General features: G+C 71.4%; 17 protein-coding genes. 4 read left to right on the top strand and 13 right to left on the bottom strand.

The features are described 5' to 3' along the window. The first annotated feature begins 43 nt into the window (after nt 1-43). Nucleotides 44-856 (top strand): cadherin-like beta sandwich domain-containing protein, encoded by an 813-nt coding sequence (locus D7V80_RS14265; RefSeq protein ID WP_233585342.1) that lies wholly within the window; start codon nt 44-46, stop codon nt 854-856. Between the two features lie 7 nt (nt 857-863). On the opposite strand, the gene D7V80_RS14260 is transcribed toward D7V80_RS14265, so the two are convergent. From D7V80_RS14260 to D7V80_RS14230, 7 genes are all read right to left on the bottom strand, one after another. After that, a complete protein-coding gene (locus D7V80_RS14260; RefSeq protein WP_120588678.1) occupies nt 864-2948 on the bottom strand; it encodes a neutral/alkaline ceramidase in 2085 nt (694 codons plus the stop codon). 205 nt (nt 2949-3153) lie between these two features. Next, the gene (locus D7V80_RS14255) at nt 3154-5196 is read right to left on the bottom strand and encodes an ATP-binding protein (protein WP_233585340.1); all 2043 of its coding nucleotides are present in this window, start codon (nt 5194-5196) and stop codon (nt 3154-3156) included. Between the two features lie 205 nt (nt 5197-5401). After that, on the bottom strand, nt 5402-6070 hold the full coding sequence (locus D7V80_RS14250) for an acyltransferase (RefSeq protein WP_043320952.1): 669 nt from the start codon (nt 6068-6070) through the stop codon (nt 5402-5404). A gap of 26 nt (nt 6071-6096) precedes the next feature. Further along, nucleotides 6097-7875 (bottom strand): histone deacetylase, encoded by a 1779-nt coding sequence (locus tag D7V80_RS14245; protein ID WP_120588677.1) that lies wholly within the window; start codon nt 7873-7875, stop codon nt 6097-6099. A 115-nt stretch (nt 7876-7990) separates the two neighbouring features. Further along, the gene (locus D7V80_RS14240; RefSeq protein WP_120588676.1) at nt 7991-8719 is read right to left on the bottom strand and encodes a phosphatase PAP2 family protein; all 729 of its coding nucleotides are present in this window, start codon (nt 8717-8719) and stop codon (nt 7991-7993) included. Nucleotides 8720-8927: 208 nt separating this feature from the next. Beyond that, nucleotides 8928-10745: a hypothetical protein gene (locus D7V80_RS14235; RefSeq protein WP_147439386.1), complete on the bottom strand. Its 1818-nt coding sequence runs from the start codon at nt 10743-10745 to the stop codon at nt 8928-8930. A gap of 520 nt (nt 10746-11265) precedes the next feature. Beyond that, nucleotides 11266-11775, bottom strand: a complete 510-nt coding sequence (locus D7V80_RS14230) for a hypothetical protein (protein WP_120588674.1) — start codon at nt 11773-11775, stop codon at nt 11266-11268. Nucleotides 11776-11832: 57 nt separating this feature from the next. Between D7V80_RS14230 and D7V80_RS14225 the strand changes: the two genes are divergently transcribed. Continuing rightward, nucleotides 11833-12285, top strand: coding sequence for an SMI1/KNR4 family protein (locus D7V80_RS14225; protein ID WP_120588673.1), 453 nt, complete (start codon nt 11833-11835; stop codon nt 12283-12285). A gap of 99 nt (nt 12286-12384) precedes the next feature. Then, the gene (locus D7V80_RS14220; RefSeq protein ID WP_120588672.1) at nt 12385-13791 is read left to right on the top strand and encodes an NAD-dependent succinate-semialdehyde dehydrogenase; all 1407 of its coding nucleotides are present in this window, start codon (nt 12385-12387) and stop codon (nt 13789-13791) included. Here D7V80_RS14220 and D7V80_RS14215 read toward each other — a convergent pair whose 3' ends face one another. Then, nucleotides 13792-14916, bottom strand: a complete 1125-nt coding sequence (locus tag D7V80_RS14215; RefSeq protein ID WP_120588671.1) for a hypothetical protein — start codon at nt 14914-14916, stop codon at nt 13792-13794. Between the two features lie 147 nt (nt 14917-15063). Here D7V80_RS14215 and D7V80_RS14210 point away from each other — a divergent pair, with 147 nt between their 5' ends. After that, the gene (locus D7V80_RS14210) at nt 15064-16038 is read left to right on the top strand and encodes a COX15/CtaA family protein (RefSeq protein WP_120588697.1); all 975 of its coding nucleotides are present in this window, start codon (nt 15064-15066) and stop codon (nt 16036-16038) included. A 3-nt stretch (nt 16039-16041) separates the two neighbouring features. On the opposite strand, the gene D7V80_RS14205 is transcribed toward D7V80_RS14210, so the two are convergent. From D7V80_RS14205 to D7V80_RS14185, 5 genes are all read right to left on the bottom strand, one after another. Beyond that, nucleotides 16042-17535 carry a glycine betaine ABC transporter substrate-binding protein gene (locus D7V80_RS14205; protein ID WP_370452491.1) on the bottom strand — a complete coding sequence of 498 codons (1494 nt, stop codon included), beginning with the start codon at nt 17533-17535 and terminating at the stop codon, nt 16042-16044. Continuing rightward, nucleotides 17532-18281: an ATP-binding cassette domain-containing protein gene (locus D7V80_RS14200; RefSeq protein ID WP_120588696.1), complete on the bottom strand. Its 750-nt coding sequence runs from the start codon at nt 18279-18281 to the stop codon at nt 17532-17534. The genes D7V80_RS14205 and D7V80_RS14200 overlap by 4 nt, the downstream gene beginning before the upstream one ends. Before the next feature lie 15 nt (nt 18282-18296). Beyond that, a complete protein-coding gene (locus D7V80_RS14195; RefSeq protein WP_120588669.1) occupies nt 18297-19268 on the bottom strand; it encodes a hypothetical protein in 972 nt (323 codons plus the stop codon). A gap of 79 nt (nt 19269-19347) precedes the next feature. Then, a complete protein-coding gene (locus D7V80_RS14190; RefSeq protein ID WP_120588668.1) occupies nt 19348-20031 on the bottom strand; it encodes a DUF4142 domain-containing protein in 684 nt (227 codons plus the stop codon). A 131-nt stretch (nt 20032-20162) separates the two neighbouring features. Continuing rightward, nucleotides 20163-21173 (bottom strand): hypothetical protein, encoded by a 1011-nt coding sequence (locus D7V80_RS14185; RefSeq protein WP_147447100.1) that lies wholly within the window; start codon nt 21171-21173, stop codon nt 20163-20165. Between the last annotated feature and the right edge of the window lie 143 nt (nt 21174-21316).

Below are 21316 nucleotides of genomic sequence, written 5' to 3'. Positions count from 1 at the left end.
TCGCGGCGCGGAACCGCTACCCTCTCGCGCCATCATGACTTCCGTGGGAGCACCCCTCGGCCGGACGCTCGCCCGGCTCCTTCTGTGCAGCGGCCTGCTCGCGCTGGTGTCCCTGTCCGCATGCCGTGACCCCGCCGCCGCGGCCGGCACCGCGCTCTTCGTCACCGCCGAGTTCGAACCCGCCCTCAACCTCACCCGGCTGCGCATCGCCGCCACCGCGGACGGCGCCACCGTGCCCACCTCGCTGCTGCCCGAGGACTCCAGCCGCGCGCTCGTGAACGGTGAGACGTTCCGCGTCCTCCTGGACGGCGCGGCCGACGGCACCCAGGCCACCGTGCGCGTGGACGGCCTGCGCAACGACGCCACGGTCGCCACCGGCGAGGCCTCCGCCACCGTGCGCGACGGCTACGAGGTGGAGGTCACCGTGCGGCTGACCGCCTCGAACGGCGGCACCTTCTGCGTGGACTGCCCGGACGGCTGCTGCCGCGACGGCGTGTGCACGTCCCGCACCTTCCGCACCTGCGGCGTGGGCGGCGTCGCCTGCGAAATCTGCGACTCGGACCGCGCCGACACCTGCACCAACCGCGGCACCTGCGGCTGCGGCACCGGCCCGGCCTGCGACCTCAACGCCAACCGCTGCGCCGGGGGCAAGTGCGTCTGCGGCCTCAGTGGCATCGCGTGCGGCCCGGGCCTGGCGTGCATCAACGGCTTCTGCCGCTGTGACCCGTCCACCTGCAACGGCTGCTGTGATGGCAACAGCTGCATCCCCGCACCCAACAAGAACCAGTGCGGCAGGGGCGGCGAGGCCTGCAAGAAGTGCGACAAGCGCTGCAACCCGGACGGTTCCTGCGACTGACGACGCGCTACTTCACGGTGAACGGGCGCGAGCTTCCCGAGTACGGATGGATGCGCCCGTCCCAGCCGGACTTCCAGTTTCCCTCGTGCACCAGCCGGTACATGCCCGGCTGCGTGTCCCGGGGAATGGGCCACGTGATTCGCACCTGTGAGCACGCGAGCGTGGGCACGCAGTACTCGCGCTGCCAGTGGTACAGCGCGACGCCGTCCCCGTCGTTCGCCACGTCCCGCCACGTGCCATCCGCCTCCCGCCGCTGCACGCGCAGGAAGGTGCCGCCCAGCTTCAGGTCATTGCGCGGGTGGCCGCCCCAGAAGGTGACGCTCGCCGTGTCGCCCCGCGCGTAGGACGCCTTCGCCTCCTCCGCGACGGCGCCGAAGTCCACCCAGAGCAGCTTGTCGTCGAACACCACGCCAGGCTGCAGCCCCACCACCGCCTTGCGCAGGTCGCGCGGCGTGGGGCCGGGCGCCACCGACGTCCCTTCGCGCAAGCTGCCCGCGAGCCCCGCGAAGGACTGCTGCAACGCCGCCAGCGTCCATGGGCCGAAGTGCGTGGACGCGCCCTCATAGTCCTGGCGCGCGTACTCCTCGCGCGTGGCCACATAGCCCGAGTAGGCGTTGGCCGGCCCCGCGATGACCACGTCCGTCACGCCCGCGCCTTGGAGCTGCGCGCGCACCGTGTCGCGCAGCCGGCGGCCCGCCATGGTGGTCATCTCGAAGGGCACCGCCACCAGCGCCAGCGGCCCCACCGTCACAACCTGAAGCGGCAGCACCTCCGGGGACCACGGGTAGGGCTTCATGGTGCCCATCTCCAGGACGATGGGCTTCTCCCCCTGGCAGGGCGTGGTGACGGCGGCGCAGGTGAACTGGCTCCACACGTCGTGCACGTTCTCGCACGTGGCCCCTTCCGAACCGAAGCCGGGCCCGTCCTCCGCGCCCGCCAACATGGACAGGCCGATGGCCGCGGGGCAGGTGCGGTGCGCGCTGCCGTCCGCGAACGCGGGCGAGACATCCACCGCGTCCATCTTCACGTAGGCGTGCCGGTAGTCCACGCCGCCCATCACGGGCATCCCGGCGGTGGACCACAGGTGCGCGGCGAAGTCGTACTGCTTCTTCGCGGACAGGGCCGCGTCCTCGAAGTCGTTCGCGCCGCCGCCGTTCGTGCCGCCCAGGATGTTGGGCGTGACGTCACCCTCATTCGAGTTCGCGAACGCCGCGACGAAGGTGTCCGGGCCTCCGGGCGTCCGTCCTCCCTTCTCCACCTCGAACGTGTGCGCCGCGAGCCCCTTGTTGTCGCCGGTGATGTACGTGTTCGTGTTTCCGAAGGACGTGGCGTGCACGGCGAACCAGTTGACGAGCCCCAGCTCGCGCCCATCCGCGGCGGTCATCCGGAGCAGCGTCATGCGGGTGTCCACGTTGTCGGGGTAGCGGGCGCGCTCGGACTCCGGGTTGCGCAGGTAGGCCTCCGGTGAGCGGTTGATGCTGGCGCCGTGCAGGTCGCCCGAGGACAGCCGCAGCGACCCTTCCGCCAGGCGCGCGTTGGCGCGGATGATGGAGTCCGTGATGCCGGAGACGATGGCCTCGAAGTTCTGGGGCACGAAGCCGAAGGTGGTCAGGTTGTAGAACGTGTAATGGCTGAAGCCGCCCGGCCCGGAGTGCGTGTGCGTGGCGCTGAGCAGCACGTTGTCGTCGGAGAACGTGTCGCCCAGCTTCGAGCGCAGCCGCTCCACCACCTGCTGCTTCACCGCCTGGAACACCATGCCCAGGTCCGCGCTGACGAAGGCCACGCGGCGGCCGTTGCAGGGCGAGGCGATGACGAACGCCCGCGAGAACAGCCGCAGGTGGATGCCCTCCGTCTTCTGGCCCACCTGCCCGTAGCCCATCATCCCCACCTCCGCCGCGGGGCCGGTGATGTCCGAGCGCGCCGCGCCGATGAGGAAGTTCGCCGAGCCCGCGCACCCGTTCGCCGGAGCCTCCACTGGAGCCGGGGCCCGCGGCGTTCCCTCCTGCGCGCTGGAAGCGCCCGGCCCCAGCGCCAGCACGCAGCCCAGCAGCAACCCGAGCACGGGAGCGAGGCGGGCGGTCAGCGTGCGCATGGCATCCTCCACGGCCTTCTAGAAGGGAAGGCCCCCGGCGGCGGCGGGACCCCAGCGTGTCTCCGTTACCCCCGGGAGGGCAGCGCACGCGAGGGCGGCCGTCCGACGCTCCACACTCGAACACGGGAGCGCGGCGGATTCAGTCCATTTCGCGGCAGCGGACGGGCTGCCCGCTCCGCCGCATGGACGCGGAAGGCGGGCCCGCTCAGGCCACGCGCGCGGGCCGCGCGGAGACGTGCAGGGTGACGCGGAAGGTGGCGCCGTGGCCCGGCGTGGACTCCGCGGCGATGGTGCCGCCCAGCGCGCGCACGATGGTGTCGCAGATGGACAGGCCCAGGCCGGTGCCCTGGCCCGGCGCCTTGGTGGTGAAGAAGGGGTCGAAGATGCGGCGCAGCAGCTCCGGCGCGATGCCCCGGCCCGTGTCGCGCACCTCCACCACCACCCGGCCGTCGTCGTCCACGCGGGTGATGAGCCGGATTTCGTGCTCGTCCGTGAAGCCTTCCGGAATCGCGTGCGCGGCGTTGATGACCAGGTTGAGGAAGACCTGGAACAGCTTGCCCTCGTTGGCACGCACCGTCGGCACGACGCCGTACTGCTTCACCAGCCGGGCGCGCGGCCGGATTTCACTGGCCGCCATCTGCGCGACGGAGTCCAGCACGCGGTGCAGGTCCACCGCCTCCTCGTGCGCGTCGTCCACGCGGGAGAAGACCTTGAGCTGGCGGACGATCTGCCGCATCCGCTCGGAGCCCTCGCGCGCGTCGTCCAGCACCTGCTGGTACTCCAGCAGCTCCTCGGCGCCCAGGGGCCGGGGCATGGGGCCCAGCGCGCGGTGCAGGAACTCCAGGTTGGAGAGCACGTAGGACAGCGGGTTGTTCAGTTCGTGCGCGATGCCCGCGGCCAGCATGCCCATGGAGGCCAGCCGGTCCCCCAGCATGAGCTGCGCCTGCATGTGCTTGCGCTCGGTGAAGTCGCGCGCCACCGTCACGCGGGCGGGCACGCCGTCGAAGAGCACGCCCAGCGTCACCAGGTCCGCGCTCACCACCTGCCCGTCGCGGCGCACCAGCGGCACTTCATGCGAGCGGGCCGCCAGCGCCCCGTCCTGTGCCTCCTCCAGGTGGCGGCGCGCGACCTCCTGGTCCTCGCGCCGCACCAGGCCCAGCAGGTGCCGGCCCAGCAGCTGCGCGGGGTCCTGGTAGCCCAGGTAGTTGGCCATGGCCGGGTTCACCGACAGGAGCATGCCGTCCGTGGTGTGCACCACCACGGGGTCCGGGAACCCTTCGATGAGCAGGTGGAAGCCGGCCTCCGTGCGGCGCAGCGCCGTCTCCGTGCGCATGCGCAGCGCGTCCGTGGTGTGCTGCTCCAGCGCCAGCGACAGCGCGCCAGCCGCGCCGGAGAGCAGATTCACCTCCACGTGCGACCAGGGCCGCGAGTCGTCGCAGTTGTCGAAGCCGATGAAACCGAACGGCTCCCCGTGCACCACCAGGGGCAGCACCAGCAGCGAACGGATGCCCTGCGCCAGGAGCACCGGCGCGTTGTCCGCGCCGAAGTCCTCCGGCGAGCCCTGCACGGCCTCGCCCCGATGGAGCTGCTCCAGCTGGGACAGCGTGAAGGCCTGATCAATGGGCCACGCCTGCGTGTCCGGGTTGTCCAGCTCACGCGAGATGCCGGGCGCGCACCACTCCGCGCGCTGGGACTGGAGCATGCGGCCGGACGCGTCGCGGTGGAACTCGAAGACGTAGGCGCGGCTGGCGCCCGCGACGCGGCCCAAGGGCTCCAGGATGGAGCTGTACACATCCCCGGAGGCCTCCGGCGCGAGCAGCTGCCGCTGCACCTCCACCATCGCGCCCAGGTAGCGCTCGCGCGTGGCGGCGGCCTCCTCCGCCAGACGGCGCGGGGTGACGTCCACCAGCGTGCCCAGCACGCCGCCCAGGTGCTCCGGGTCCCCTGTCGCGGACAGCTCCACCCAGCGCGGTTGCGGGGTGCCCGACAGGCGCAGCTCCAGTCGCGAGGGCACGTCCGTGCGCGCCAGCGCCGTGCGCAGCAGCACGCGCGCCTGGTCCCGGTCCTCCGGGTGGAACAGCTCCACCAGCGAGCGGCCCAGCCACGCGTGCACGGGCGCTCCGACCAGGCGCTCCCAGGCGGGGGTCGCCAGGACGAGGCGGCCCGCCGCGTCCAGTTCGAAGAGCGCCTCGCGCAGCAGCGATCCGGCGCGCTGGAAGCGACGCGTGTCCACGAGGTCGCTCGCCACGGATGACTGCCCCAGAGCAGCGGCGCTCCCCGTTTCGCGTTGCTCCTGCGTCACCGCGGCCTCCTTCATCACGGATGAAACGGAATGAAATCTGGATTGGAGGGAAACCCGCCCGGTGCGTCCGGGCCCGACCCTCTTCCCGTCTCACCGCGGCCCGAAGCATAGGGCGCTCGAATGTTTCAAAGTCAATGGACCCACCGGGGACTCAAGGGTTTCCCTCGGAGTCTGGAGGCTCCCACCCCCCGGGAATTCCGGATCGTGGGCGTTGACGGCGATCCCCGAGCAGGCGTGCAGGCACGCCACCCACGATGGCCCACGGGGGCACGTCGCGGGTGACGACGGCGCCCATGCCAATCACCGCATGGTCGCCCACGGTCACACCGTCAGTGATACCCGCGTTGGCGCCCACCCAGACGTCCTGGCCAATCACGATGCCCTTCGAGGTGACGGGCTGCTCGCGCACGGGGCGGTCCGGCGCGAGCCCGTGGTCGAAGGCGTAGAGCGTGGCGCCGGTGGCGATGCGGCTGCCCTCGCCGATGCGGATGCCGCACGCGCCGCCGTCCAGGCTGACGCGCGCGTTGAGGCTGACGCGCGGCCCCAGCACGACCGGTCCGTGCACGAAGGCGTCCGCGCCAATGCTGCACCCCGGCCCGATGCGCACGGTGCGGCCGGGCTCCGCGAAGATGCGTGCCTCCGGAGCAATGAAACATCCTTCGGCGATATCAACTGTCTCCAGCGCGCGCAGGCGGTCCTGCACCTCGCGCTGCCAGGCCTCCGCCCACTCGCGGTGGCGCGGCTTGAGGCTGAAGTAGAGCCACGGCATCCACGACAGCCGCAGCTTGTGTTGTTCACGGCGTTGCGCGTCCAGGTCCACGGGCCCTGACTACCACGGGCCCGGCTTCAACCGGACGCGGGCTCCGGCGCCGCGGCGGGCTCCACGGTGAAGTGGCAGCGCTCGCGCTCCTTCGCCACGGCCTCCGCGTCCAGGGACACGGGGGACAGGTGGCAGAGCATGTCGTCCGGCTCCCACGGGTACGGCTGGCCGTCCAGGCGCACGCGCCCTTCGGCCACGGCGCGCGTCGCGTCCACGAGCGACAGCGAGGACAGGTCGCGCATCAGCGCCTCGAAGCGGCCCTGGCGCTCCGGGGTGGAGAAGTGGAAGCGGCCTCGCGCGACGACGGCCAGGTGGTACCACATGGGCCGGAAGGCCACGCCGGCCAGGCCCAGGCGCTGGGCCATGGCGAGCAGCACCTCCGTCGTCTCGCGCGACAGGCCCAGGCCGGGCACCTCCTGGCCGGGCAGCTGCGGGCGCGTGTCGCTGAAGCGCGCGCGGGGGTGGCGCAGGGACAGCCAGTTGGCGAAGAGGAAGGTCTCGCCCTGGAGCACCTTCTTCTCCACCACCGCGTCCGACAGCAGGTGCTCGCGGCCCCCCGCGTGGCCCAGCACCATGATGCGGTCGCCGGTGCCGCCGGTGGAGGCCACCTGCACGCGCAGGCGGCTGTAGCCCAGGCGCTCCACGTACGACAGCAGGCCGTAGCGGAAGAGCGCGTACTCGATGCCCTGCGCGGTGTAGTGGCCCAGGACGCGCGGCTGCACCTCCGGCCCCAGCCGCAGCGGGCCCTCCAGGTCCTCCAGCGAGAAGGGCTCCCAGTGCGGCGCCTTCCCGGCGGTGTTGGCCTTCTCTGGATCCAACAGGTGCGCGATGCGCTGGAAGCGCGCGCTCAGCGGGTCGTAGCGCGCGGTGATGCGCTGGTGGCCCAGGCCCGCGAGCACCAGCACGGTGCCCGCGAACAGCTTCCAGGACTCCGCATGGTAGCCGCCACCGGGCAGCCACACGCTGGCCTTTCCCCGCAGCGCGGCGGCGATGGCCACGTCGCGCTTGCGCGCGCCCTGGAGCGTGATGCCCACGCGCCCGAAGCGGTCCCCGGACAGCACGTCCCCGCCAGCGATGACGAAGGTGATGTCCGAATGGGGCATCCGCGCGAGCAGGTCCTTCACCTTCTGCACGTAGGTGATGTCGTCGCAGCCGTCCGGCACGCGTGTTTCATCCACGCCGGGGGGCAGCACGCCCCAGTCGCTGCCGGACACGGAGCCGATCCACACCTTCGGCTGTCCGGCGAGGCACGCGGCGGTGCCGTCCGGAGGGTGCGCGTCCAGGTCCAGCACGGCCACGGAGCCGTCGAAGCCGGAGGCGCGCAGGTCCGCCACGGCCACGGCGATGTCGTTGACGGTGCAGAAGCCGCCGCCCTTGTCCGGGCGCGCGTGGTGGAAGCCGCCGGCCATGTTGACCACGGGCCCCTGCCGCGCGAGCGCCAGCCGGGCCGCGCCCAGCGTCCCGCCGCACACGAGCCGCACGCTGTCCAGGAGCGCGTCCACGGGGACCTCGGACGGGTCGGTGGCGTAGATGCGCGCGAGGGTCGCGGGGTCGGAGAGGGACTCCAGGTAGCGGGCGCCATGCACGCGCGCGAGCTGCGCGTAGGACACGGGCACGGGGTGGCGCACGTCCGCGGCGCGCACCACGCCGGCCTCCAGCAGGTACCAGGTGGTGAAGTCGGTGCCGCGCGGCTCGACGCCCACGGAGGACTCGATGCCGCTGAGGGGCAGGCGGTAGGCCTCGTCGTAGAAGACGTGCACCCGGCCGCGTCCCAGGCCCAGCTTCCACAGCCACGCTTGAATCATCCGCGCCTCGCGGGTGGCAGGGAGTGGCGGATGTTCACGGGGACGATGGACACAGGGAGCGGGTCGAAATGGGTGGTGGCCCCTTCATCCTGCGTGGGGGCCGTGGGCGCAAGGCTCATTCCACGGGGCGCTGGGCCTCTTCCCGCAGGGCGGGGCTGCGGCGGCGCACGGTACGGGCGGCGACGGTGACGAACAGGGCCCACGCGAGCCCGGCCACCCAGCCGCCGAGCACGTCCGTGGGGTAGTGCACGCCCAGGTACACGCGGGTGCAGCCCACGAGGACGGAGAGCACCAGGGCCACGGCGAGGAGGTAGACCTTCACGCGGCGGTGCTCGGCGAACTGGGCCAGGAGCGCGCCCAGCGTGAGGTAGGTGATGGCGGACAGCATGGCGTGGCCGCTGGGGAAGCTGGTGGACATGGTCTCGGTGAGGTGGGGCACCACCGAGGGGCGCGGGCGGTGGAACAGGTTCTTGAGCGCCGCGTTGAGGATCCACCCTCCGACGATGGAGGACAGCACGAAGAGGCTGGTGCGGTAGCGGCGGGCCACCACGAGGAAGCCGCACACGGCCGCGGTGAGGAGCGCCAGGACGGGGAAGCCGCCCAGGGACGTCACGTCGCGAGCGGTCTCCGAGAGCCACCACGGGCCTCGGGGGAGCGCGGGGTCCTCGTCACGGCGCAGGGAGCGGACGATGCGCTCGTCGATGTCCTGCGTGTCGCCTTCATGGACCTCGTCGGACAGGACGACGAAGCCCAGGACGCACGCGACCACGAGCAAGAGCAGCCCCAGGGGCCGCGTCACCATCACGTCCCAACCCGACACCCACCGCCATGGCCCTCGTGACATGGCCGTGACTTAAGACAGCGGGTGCGGGCTGGCCATGGGCTTTTCGCGGCGAGTGTCGGACAGGCTCCAGGTGCTCAGGGAGGGTCCACGGACACGCCCAGTTCCTCCGCGCCGGCCTCATACGCTGAAGCGCGGAGAGTCGCGGGTGAAGGTGGCGGCGCGGTTGGGCATTTCGCGGGACGAACTGCGTCGCCACCGAGCCAGCGGCTCACTTCAGCGGCGAGAGGTCGTTGCGAATCACCCGCTGCTGGAAGCCGCTCGTCGAGGCCCCACCCTGCACGATGGGGTTCGACGAGTTGAGCGTGAGCTGGCCGTACGCATCCGTGCTGCCGGCCGTGGCCTGCTGCGGGACGTCATTGCCGTTGTACTGCACCGTCGCGACGACGAGTTCGCCGGTGGCCGAGTAGGTCCAGTTCTGCTGGTACGACGCGCTGCCGAACTCGATGCAGTCGATGGACCACTGGTTGTAGACCGTGGACTTGTCGTACGGGCCGGTCCAGCCCTGCGTATTGCCGAACCCATCGCTGGAGAACAGGCTGTAGACGAGCTCCGTCGGCGGGTACGCGGCCAGCCCGCCGCTCTCGTTACTCTGGAGCCAGAACTCGGTCGTCGTCACGTACGGGCCGCGCGCGTGGCCCGGCTGCTGGCTGAAGTCGGTGAACCAGCACGACAGGTCATCCGCGCGGTCGGCGATGTACTTCGCCAGGTCTCCATCCGCCGCCGTGACGGACGCGATGGTGCCGTACCACCACTGCTTGCCCGCCGGCGCGTTCTGGTAGGTGCGGTGCGCGGCGAGGTAGAGCTGCTCGACGAAGCGGCGCTTGAGGTTGACCAGGAACGAGGAGGCCATCGACTCCTCCGCGTTGTTCCAGTAGGTCTCGTCGTCGGGCAGCTTGGGCGAGGCGAGCGCGAGCAGCCCGAGCTGCGCCGGCATCCCCGTGAGGGGGCTGGTGTAGAGCTGCTGCCAGACGGCGTCGAGCCCGCTGGTGCCCCGCGCGTTGAGCAGCGCGTCGTGGAGGTCGCCGACGGCGTTGAGGGACGCGTCGAACGCGGACTCCAGGTTGCTCTGGTAGGCCTCGAGCGTCATGGACCCGTTGGCCCCCTTCGCGGCCTCGCTGTCCTGCGCCGCGGTGAGCGCCGTGTCGAAGAGGGCCGCGAGCGAGCCGCCCACCTCCGGAATCGCGTTGAGGACGACGTTGATGACGCCGAAGAGGCAGTCGAGGCCAATCTGCAACGCCGGGTCGGTCACCGCCGGCGCGTTGAACGTGTCGAAGACGCCGACGATGCTCCCCTGCAGGTCATCCCGCACGTTCTTCAGCGACTGGTTCGTCTGCTTCAGGATGGCGAGCACCAGGTCCACGTTGGCGTCGGTCGGGTCCGGCAGCGCCGGCGTCGCGAACTCGGACATCGCGATGAGCCCGCGCTTCGTCGTGTACTCCCACGTGGGCCAGCCCGCGCTCCACCCGCGCGAGGACGCCAGCCGCATGACGCTCTGGGCCCAGACGGCCGTGTCGCTCAAGTCAATCAGCGAGCGCGGCTGGAACATCACCTCGAACAGGTCGGCGTTGTCCGCGTCCACGAAGGTCAGCCCCGGGTAGTCCTTGGAGAAGAGCAGTGCCGTGCGCGTGTCCGCCGTCTCCGAGAACGTGGGAATGCCGAGCTGGTAGCCCTGGGCCACCGCCCAGCGCATCACCGTCACGCCCCAGTCCTCGATGGGGTTCTCCGGCACGACGGGCGGAAGCTGGGACTTCGGGATGTCGACAACGGAGATGGCCGGGTGCTCCAGGAGGAGGATGACGCCCCACGTGGCCTGACCCACCTCCCACGTCGGAATCGCGCCGATGCAGCCGCTCTGCGTCTTCGCCCAGGCCATGACGGTCTGCATGGCGTACTGCACCATCGGCAGCGACGCGTCCGAGGGGGCGTAGGGGGCGAGCTGGCTCGTGGGCACGTCCTGCCACTGCAACAGCCGGGGCTGGGTGGCATCCATCACGCGGGTACGGAGGGCGGCGGCGGTTCTCGACATGGGAGGCTCCTGTGAAAAGGGGTTCGGCAGCGGTGCCGGCTCTGCGCCCGGGGGCTTGAGCAAGCGACGTGCCGCCTCCGCCCGCGGCCCGGCACGGCGCCGGACACAGGGGAGCGCCTCTCTTCCCGGCGCGGCGGGTGTGTCGGCGACACGTCGGCGACGTGTCGGCGACATGCTGATGGACGGGGGCGACCCGCGGGGCGTCCCTTGCGCCATTCGTAGCGAAGGCGCGCAGCGCCTCGGGGAACGGCAACGAGCCACTGCGCCGCCTGACGGAACTGCTCCAACTCCTTTTCCATCTCCACGGACCACCCTGAAGATGATCAGCAGCGCCAGCACCACGTCGACCGGGGTGTGACGTTGATGTCCGCCTTCACTCCGCCCCTGCCGCCCACGGCCATTCCCATGCACAGCCTCCCTATGAGTCGAACCACGGGGCCGGGATGCCGTTGGCCGTGGGCACCCGGTGGTTCGGTCATGGCTCGGTCACCGGCGCCGGACAGGCTGGATGCGTCGCACCTCAGTCCTGATAGGCATAGCTCACGTCGGGGAGCTCGGGGCGTGCCTGGCCCGCGAGCCATACGTCGGTACCGACCATGCGTACCTCATCGACGGTGTTGAGCACGAAGCCAGGGAGTGAGGGAACGCCGTCGTCAAACCAGCGCAGCAGCAGCTCGTGAGCATCGAAGTCGAGGACCAGCGGGGCCACCACCGGATCAGCGAGCGCTTGTGCCGGTCCAGGCCAACCCAGAGCCCGCAGCGCCTGTTCCAATGGGTTATTCGGCTCGGGGAAGCGCTGATAGTCCTCGATCCAATCAGCCCAGTCCTGTTCGAGCAGCGCCACGGCGTAGGCGCCAGGCAGGACGACCTCGTAACGAACTTCGACAACGCCCGGGGTGCGCCAATGCTGGCCGAAGTTCATTGTGCGCACGCGCAAGGCGTCCACCAACACCGGGCAGCCCTCCACGAGGTATCTGGCCGTATGTGGCGGAACGGGGAATCGTGGCCGCCACTCGTTCTGATAGGTCATGGTTCCTCCGACAGGATACTGGAGCAGAAGAGAGAACGCTGAAGCGGGGCCGAGGTCATGCGGACGACCGAGAGTGGACCACTCCTGAGCAACGCGGACCTGGATGCGTTCGAGCAGCGGTTCGAGCTCGCGCTCCCACTGCCACTTCGTGAATTCCTGCTCGCCACCCACGGAGGCCGGCCGGAGCGCGACCTCTTCAAGCTCCAGGGGCTGCCGGGGAATCCCATCGGCCGGATCCACTTCTTCTTCGGACTCAACGACCCCGTCGAGTCCTGCAACCTGGACTGGAACCTGGAGGTCTTCCGGGATCGCATCCCTCCAGGTCTGCTCCCCATCGCGACGACAGAGGGCGCGGACAAGGTGTGTCTGTCCGTGACGGGCCAGGTGTTCTACTGGGACGCGCATGCCCGGCCGGGCACGGCCAGCGTCCACTTCCTGGCGGAAGACCTCGACACCTTCATCTCGGCGCTTCAGTCGGATGCGCTGTCGCCCACCCTGCTGGAGTCCTGAGCGGCGTACGCCCCTGGACGCTCCGACCCCGGAGGCATTGTCAGGGGTGTGGGGCCTGTTATCACCCGGTGACGTTCGCACCCCGGGAGGCACCCGCACATGGCCATCGCCACCATCAGCCCCACCACCGGCAAGATGCTGCGCACGTTCGACGTGCTCTCGTCCGAGGAGCTGGAGCGCAAGCTGCAACGGGCCGCGGAGACGTTCCGCTCCTACCGCGAGACGTCCTTCGCCGACCGCGCCCGCTGGATGCGCCGCGCCGCTGAAATCCTTGAAGTCGAGGCAGGCCGCTTCGGCCGCATGATGACGGAGGAGATGGGCAAGCCCCTGGAGGCCGCCAAGGCCGAGTCCATCAAGAGCGCCACCGCGTGCCGCTACTACGTCACCCGCGCCGAGAAGCTCCTGCGCGACACGCCCATCGATGTGGATGGCGACACCGCCTTCGTGCGCTACCAGCCCCTGGGCCCCGTCCTCGCCATCATGCCGTGGAACTTCCCGTTCTGGCAGGTCGTGCGCTTCGCCGCCCCCGCCCTCATGGCCGGCAACGTGGGCCTCCTCAAGCACGCCAGCAACGTGCCCCAGTGCGCCATCGCGCTCGAAGAAATCTTCCGCACCGCCGGCTTCCCTGAAGGCGCCTTCCAATCGCTGTTCATCGAGACGTCGGAAGTAAACCGCGTCATCGAAGACCCTCGCGTGAAGGCCGTCACCCTCACCGGCAGCGAGGGCGCCGGCCGCGCTGTCGGCGCCGCCGCGGGCCGTGCCATCAAGAAGGTCGTCCTGGAGCTGGGCGGAAGCGATCCGTTCATCGTCATGCCCAGCGCGGACCTGGACAAGGCCGTGCACACCGCCGTGTCCGCGCGCCTCATCAACAACGGCCAGTCCTGCATCGCCGCCAAGCGCTTCATCATCGCCGAGCCCATCGCCCAGGAATTCGAACGCCGCTTCGTCGAACGCATGAAGACCATGGTGGTCGGTGACCCCATGGACCCAAAGACCGACGTCGGTCCGCTCGCCACGCCCGGCATCCTCGAAGGGCTGCACGCCCAGGTGCAGGAGAGCGTGAAGGCCGGCACCCGGCTGCTGCTGGGCGGCAAGCCCCAGGGAGGCCCCGGCAACTTCTACCCGCCCACCGTCCTGGCGGATCCGCCGCCCAAGGCCCCCGCGTTCCATGACGAGCTCTTCGGCCCCGTGGCCACGCTGCTGCGCGCCCGCGACCTGGAGCACGCCATCGAGCTGGCCAACGCGACGCCCTTCGGCCTGGGCGCCAGCGTGTGGACCCAGGACGCCAACGAGCAGCGCCGCCTCATCGACGGCATCGAGGCCGGCATGGTGTTCGTCAACGCGCTCGTCGCCTCCGACGCGCGCCTGCCCTTCGGCGGCGTGAAGCACTCCGGCCACGGCCGCGAGCTGGCCGACCTGGGCATCCGCGAGTTCGTCAACGCGAAGACCGTCCGCATCACCAGCGCGTCCGGCGCCCCGCCGCCGTCGAAGCACGCGGGCGAATAGTCAGCGCGTGCGCACCCGGCCATCCACGGGCGCGCCGTGCACCTCTTCCAGGGCGGACGTCACCGCGTCCACCTCCGCGCCCAGCTGCTCCACGCTGTGTCGCAGGCCCGCGCCGGCCACGTCCGCGTCCGCCGCGTCCGCCGAGCGCACCCGCAGCACCTGGGCGTAGAGGTTCTCCAGCGTGTACGCCAGCCGCGTGAACTCGGCCTCCAGCCGGTCCGCCGCCCGGGTCAGCTCCGCGCGCTGGCGCACCTGCTCATCCAGCACCTGCAACGCCGCGCGCAGCCGGTCGCGCACCACCACGTCCTCCTCCGCGGCCCAGCGCGTCTCCAGCTTCTTGCGCTCGTCCGCCAGCCGCTGCACGTCCTCCGGCGGCGCCACCGTGCGCAGCTCGCGCTCGCGGCGGATGAGTTCGTGGCAGCTCTTGCGCAGGTCCTGCACGGTGCGCTCCGGCGAGCGCACCATCTCCTGCAACACGCCCCTCCCCGCTCGCAGCTCCGAGAGCAGCTTCTCGCAGACGGCGTCCACGCGCGTCAGGCGCGGATCCACCGGCGCCTCCGGCACCTTCGCCTGGGGCAGCACCGGCGCGGGCGGCTCCTCCACGCGCGTCAGCAGGGGGTTGTTGCGCGGGCGCAGGTGCTTCGCGGCCCCCGAGAAGAAGCCGAGCGCCACGAACAGCAGCCACCAGTACTGATGCGGGAAACGCACCACCGTGGCCACGCACGCCAGCGCGACGACGAGCTGCCCCACGCCCACCACCGGGTTGCGCGAGGCCTCCTCCCGCGCCGCCTTCTCCGCGCGCTTCGCCTCCCGGTGCGCCTGCTGCTGCGCGAGGTACGCGTCCCGTTTGGCCTGCCGCTCCGCGCGGCGCAGGGCGTCCTTCGACTCGCGCTCCCACTGCTTCTCCCACCGCTGGCGCTCCCGCTCCGCGCCGCGCTCCCACTCCCGCTCCCAGCGGTCGCGCTCCTTCTCGGTGGGCAGGCGGCCCATCCGGCGCACCCACGCCTCCAGGGCCGCGTCCTTGCGCGCGCGTCCCTCCTCGATGGCCGCCTCCAGCCGACGCAGGCGTTCGGCCGCGTCGTGAGGGGGCGAGGAGGCAGGGGGCGCTTCGCGGTCTCGGGGCACGAGGTGACGCTAACAACTTCCCCCGGGGTTGGGGACTGTCGTGGGTGGCCCCATAAGCGCAGGTGTTGAGCCATTGGCGCGCGGCGGCCAGGCGGACACGGGCGCGCGGTGGTCCCCTGTGAACGGATGCGGTACTGGGAGGGCACGATGACCCTTCCCACCGCCGCCACCCGCCGCTTCCAGTGGTTCAGCCAGGGCGTGCTCCTCTACACCCTGGGCGTCATCCTCTGGGGCGCGTTCGTGCGCGCCACCGGCTCCGGCGCGGGCTGCGGTGACCACTGGCCCGTGTGCAACGGCGAGGTGATCCCCCGCGCCCCCTCCATCCAGACCCTCATCGAGTACACCCACCGCCTCACCAGCGGTCTGGCCACGGTGCTCGCCGTCGCGCTCTACGTCTGGGGCCGCCGCGAGTTCCCCAAGGGCCACCCGGGCCGCAAGGCGGCGTTCTGGGCGCTGGTGTTCATGCTCACCGAAGGACTGGTGGGCGCGGGCATCGTGCTGCTCAAGTACGTGGCGCAGGACGCGCGCCTGGGACGCGCGGTGTGGATGGGCGTGCACCTGACCAACACCTTCCTCCTGGTGGGCGCGCAGACGCTGGTGGTGTGGTCATCCAAGGGACGCGCGCGCATGGTGTTCCAGGGCCAGGGCGCCGTGGGCGCGCTCCTGGGCGGGAGCATCGCCGGCATGCTGGTGCTGGGCGTCAGCGGCGCGGTGGCCGCGCTGGGCGACACGCTCTTCCCCGCCACCAGCCTCACGCACGGCTTCGAGCAGGACCTGTCGGAGACGGCGCACGTGCTCTTGCGCCTGCGCGTGTTCCACCCGGCCATCGCGGTGGCCATGGGCGCGCTGCTGGTGTTCGGCGGCCGTCAGGTGGCGCGGCTGCGGCCCTCGCCGGAGGTGCGGCGCGCGTCCGCGTGGCTCACCGGCATGTACGTCGCGCAGCTGTGCGCGGGCATCATCAACCTGGTGCTGCTGGCGCCGGTGGCGATGCAGCTGGTGCACCTGCTGCTCGCGGACTGCGTGTGGATGTGCGTGGTGCGGCTGTGCGCGGCGGGGCTCGCGGAGGACGCGCCGCGCCTGGAGCCCGCGACCGGGCCCGCATCCCGCGTGGAGCCGGTGTAGCGCTCAGCCGCGCAGCCCCCGGGGCACCAGCACGCGCGCCACCGCCTCGAAGAGGCCGCTGACCGCGAGCGCGAGCACCGCTGCGGGCACCGCGCCTTCCAAGATGAGCCCCACGTCATCCAGCCGGATGCCGGTGAGGATGGGCTGGCCGTAGCCGCCCGCGCCCACCAGCGCGCCCAGCGTGGCGGTGCCCACGTTGATGACCGCCGCCGTCTGGATGCCCGCGAGGATGGACGCCGCCGCCATGGGCAGCTCGATGCGCCACAGCCTCGCGCCGGACGGCAGGCCCAATGCCTCCGCGGATTCGCGCACCTCCCACGGGATGCCCTGGAGCCCCGCCGCCGTGTTCCGCACGATGGGCAACAGGCTGTAGAGGAACAGCGCCGCGATGGCCGGCTTCGAGCCGATGCCCAGGAGCGGAATCATGAACACCAGCAGCGCCAGCGACGGCACCGTCTGGATGACGCTGGAGAGGCCCAGCACGCCCTGCCCCAGGCGCGGACGGCGCGCGGCCACCACGCCCAGCGGGATGGCCAGCGCGATGGCCGCCACCAGCGACAGCCCCACGAGGAACAGGTGCTCGCGCGTGCGCTGCCAGATGCGCGCACCCCTCCCGTCCGTGCGCACCTCCGTGGTCAGGCCGAACGAAGCCTGGAGGAAGTCCGCCGCCACCCGAGCCTCCGGCACGTGCTCCAGCCGCGCGCGGGCGTTGAGCCCCACCATCTCCGCCTCCGTCAGCGAGCCCTCCAGCCGGTGCAGCGCCTTGACCCCCCGGGGCGCTCGCGTCTCCAGGTCCGCGCGGTAGAGGAGCACGGCGTCGTACGCGGGGAAGTGGTGCCGGTCGTCCTCCAACACGCGCAGCCCGTAGGCGGCGATCTCCGCGTCCGTGGAGTACAGGTCCGTGAGCTGGATGGCGCCGCTCTCCATGCCCCGGTACGCCAGGTCGTGGTCCAGGCCGCGCACGTCGCGCTGGGGCAGGCCGTACGCGTCGCGCAGCGCGGGCCAGCCGTCGCCCCGCTGCATGAACTCGTTGCTGAAGCCCACGCGCAGCTCCGGATGCGCCTTCAGGTCGGAGATGCGGCGGATGCCCAGCCGCTCGGCCTCCGCTTCCTTCATGCCCAGCGCGTACGTGTTGTTGAAGCCCAGCGACGCGCTCATCCGCAGGCCTTCGTCCGCGAGCGCCTTCCTCAGCGCGTCGTCGTCAGGCAGCGCGCGGCCCACGAGCAGCTCCTGCCGCAGCGTGCCGGTGTACTCGGGATAGACGTCCAGCTCGCCCCGGCGCAGCGCCTCCCACAGCACCGTGGTGCCGCCCAGCTCGCGGCGGTGCGACGCCCGCGCGCCCGCGTCGTTCGCCACCTGCGTCACCATCTCCCCGAGGATGACGGACTCGGTGAACTTCTTGGACCCCACGCGCACCTGGGGCCCGCCGCCTCCTTCGGTGCTCGTGCACGCGACGGTGAGCAGCAGCAGCCACGCCAACGACAGCGCCCGCATCATCCCTGCCTCCGCAGGGGCAACGGGCGCTGCGCCTGGATGAACCGCGTGACGAACGGATCCGTGGGACGTGCCTCCAGGTCGCCCAGCGTGCCCTGCTGCACCACCTGGCCCTCGCGCATCAGCACGATGCCGTCCCCCAGGAAGGCGGCCTCCGCCAGGTCGTGCGTGACGAGCACCACCGTCTTGCCCAGCCGCTCGAAGATGCCTCGCAGGTCCGTCTGGAGGTCATGGCGCACCAGCGGATCCAACGCGCCCAGGGGCTCATCCAGCAGCAGCACGTCCGGGTCCAGCATCAGCGCGCGCATCAGCGCCACGCGCTGACGCTGACCTCCGGAGAGCTCGCCCGGCAAGCGCTCCAGCGCCTCCGCCGGGAAGCGCGTCAGGTCCATCAGCCGCGCCAATCGCTCGCGGATCCGCGCCTCCGGCCAGCGCAGGTGCCGCGCCATCAGCGTGACGTTCCGCGCGCCGGTGAGGTGCGGGAACAGGCCTCCTCCCTGGAGCGCGTAGCCCACGCGTTGGCGTACGGCGAGCAATGCGTCCCCATCCTCCGGCAGGGGCTGTCCGTCGAAGAGGACGCGTCCTGTGTCGGGCCGCAGCAGACCGTTGAGCAGCCGCAGCAGCGTGGACTTCCCGCAGCCACTGGGACCGATGAGCACCGTGGTGGCGCCCTTGGGCAGGCTCAAGTCCAGCGGGTGCAGGGCCTGCGCTGCACCGAAGCGCTTGGACACTCCTTCCAGGAGGAACACGAACGCCACGTCCCTTCAGCGCGGGGCGAACACGCCGTTGCAGATGGTCGGAAAGGGGAAGGGCGCACTCGCCGGGAGGCTGCACGCCGCGAACAGGCCCCAGCCCTTGTAGTTCACGCCGCCGGTCCAGACCTGGACGTCCTCGCCCCCCTCCTGTCCGGGCGCGGTGAAGCGGACGCAGCGCGTGGCCAGGCCCTCCACGTAGCAGTCGCGTACCTCCACCGTGCTGGCGCCCGGGAGCGCGTCGCGCAGCTCCTCCGTGCTCCGGTCGCGCCAGCGCTCCACCTGGCCCGTGCCCGGCAGCACCGGAACGAAGACGCTCCAGGAGAAGGTGGACGTGGCACAGCGGATCCTCCCCGCGCGCGTCGTCGAGTCCGCGACCTCGCAGCCCTCCGGCAGGTACAGCACGCGCCACGGCAGCCGGGGCGGTGTGATGAGCGCTGACGGCGACAGCGTGTCGCCCTCCGGGTTGCCCCGCGTGGCCAGGTACGCGAACAGCTCCAGGCACCGGCCCAGCCCCGCGCGGACGTCGTCGCGCACCACGCAGCCCAGCTGCCGCACGTGGCCCGCGGTGGGCGTCACCGCCGTGACGTAGCCGCCCACCGTGCAGGCGTTCTCACCGGAGCACCGTTCGAAGCGCAGGGACGGGTGCGGCTGTCCACCAAGCGGCAGCTCGCCCCGGGCTTCCGTGAGGCCCGGGCCCAGCCGGGCATGCACTCGGGCACGGCCGGAGTCCACGGCCTGCGCCTCGCTCTTCCCGGGCTGTTCGTGCAGCCACACGGAGAGCGCGCCGCAGCGGTACGTGCGCGACGCGGCGCTGTCCGGGACGGGGACACAGCCCTCGAAGAGGGTGCGCGCGTCGTCGACGAAGGGGCCCGCGGGCGTCACGCCCTCGGAGGGGACCGCGTGGGCCACTGGCGCGGACGCCAGACACGCGCTCAGCAGTCCCCCGAATGTCACTCCCATCGCCGCGAGTGCGGTACGCATCCGCGAGGGGATAGGCGCCGGACCCGGCCGAGTCAACCGGCCCGTCGGCCCGACGCCCACCGCGCTACACACGCGGTCACTACTTCTTCTTCATCTGCTTCTCGAGCTCCTTCGCCTGCGTCTCGTTACCGCTGACGACGCGCTCCGTGTCGCTCAGGAGCGCCAGGAAGGTGGCGTCGTTCTTGTACTCCTTGCGGCCCTCCTTGAGGACCTCCTTGCCCTTCTTCTGGTCCTCCGCGATGCGCGTCAGGAAGGCCTTGTCGAACTCGGGGCCCTCCTTCTCCTGGAGCTTGGTGATCTCCTCGTTCGACTGGTCGATGGCCTTGCCCAGCTTCTCGCCGGTGCCCTTCATCTTCTCCTGGTAGCCCTGCTGCACGCCGGAGCCGCCCGTGCCCGTCTGGTCCTCGGAGGTGACATTGCTGTCGCTGAGGGCGCTGATCTGCATCTTCTTCTGCTCGGCCCAGGTGCGCAGCTGGCTCTGGCTGTTCTCATGGTCCTCGCGCAGCTTGGTGGCGAACTCCTTCACCTGCGGATCCGTCGCCTGCTGCTCCGCGAGCCGCGCCAGCTTGATCTGGCGGTTGTTGAAGGCGGCCAGCTTGCCCACGTACTGCACGCGCTTGGCGGCCGCCTCACCCACGGCCTTGCCCTGCTTCATCTCGTGTTTCTGCTGCTTCTCCTCGTCGTTGGCGTGGGCGGAGAAGCCCAACAGCCCCGTCATGACCGCCGCCGTCACCGCCCGCGCCTTCCAATTCGCCTTGCTCATGGGCCCTGCCTCCCCCGCCTTCGCGGATGAAAGTTTGACGGGAGCAAGGTGTGGACGCGGAAGCCTGATGCCAGGGCCGCCTGGCTGAGCGCCCCACCCCCGGGCGCGAGCCCCGCGGGATGAAACCCGTGTCACTCCACGGGCAACAGGCCGCGCACCACCGCGCCGCGCCCCTGCGCCGTGGCCTGGGCCCAGCCGCGCAGCAGCGCCAGCACCTCCGAGGAGAAGCCAGGCGTGTCGACCAGCGTGACGGTGGTGGACGCTCCGCCCGTCTGCGCCTGCTCGAAGCGCGCGGTGAGCCAGCAGGCCCCGGCGCCCACGCCCTCGGGCACCGTGCGCGACACCTCCAGTTCCAGAAGCGCGGACGGGGACAGCCACCCTTCCGCCCAGCGCAGCCGGCGCTCCAGCAGCGCGCTCAGGGATTCGCTCACGGCCGTGGCCTGGAGCGCCCGGGGTTCGCCGTCACCGGAGGGCAGGTACACCTCGCGCAGGAAGGGCGGCTCGCGGGTCAGCGCATGCGCCGTCGCGCGCAGCCACAGGCGGCAGTCGCGCAGCACGTCCGCCGTGGTGGCCTCGAAGGAGGGCAGCGGGTGGCGCGTCGCGGAGCGGCGGTTGCCCTTGCGGTCCGGCTCCACCTCCACGAAGGGGGACACGCGCGCGCAGCCCTCCACCGTGCCGTCCACCTCCAGCCCCAGCCGCTCCAGCCGCGAGCCCCGGCCCAGGCTCCGCCACAGGTCTACGAAGGCCGCCGCCAGCGGCGCCGCGTTCGCGACCGAGTACGGCCGCCACTCCACGCGCTGACACACCACGCGCGCCGACGGCACCCGCGCCCCGGGAGGCCCCAGCCCCAGCGTCAGGTCCTCGCCGCCCACCGCCACGCGCGAGGCCAGCACGTGCCGCACGGGGCCCTCCAGCAGCCACACCTGCAGGGCGCCTCGCGGCACCGCGCCCTCCACGTAGCGCGCGCCCAAGAGCCACAGCTCGCCCTGGATGAGCACGTCCTCGCCCCGGGGCGCGTGCAGGTTCGGCCTCGAGTCCTGGCAGCCCAGCACCCAGGCCCCGCGGCCCTCCTGGACCCAGCGCACCCGAAGGCCCTCCGGCAACGCCTCCAACGCGCGCCGCGTGGCTTCCGCCTCGCTCATCCCTTCCGCCATTGGCCCCTCAAACCGAACAGCGCTACGGTATTCTTACATAGTAATTGTTATTTTCTCCCCGTGTCAGCACGTTTTTCATGGTTTACCGAGTGGGTGGCGGGGAACCCGGTAGGTCTGGGTGGGGGTACGGC

It is taken from the genome of Corallococcus sp. CA054B (genome assembly GCF_003611625.1).
In the GTDB taxonomy this organism is placed as follows: Bacteria; Myxococcota; Myxococcia; order Myxococcales; family Myxococcaceae; genus Corallococcus; species Corallococcus coralloides.
Note: the sequence above shows the minus strand (reverse complement) of the source record. Positions and strands in the feature narration are given on the sequence as shown.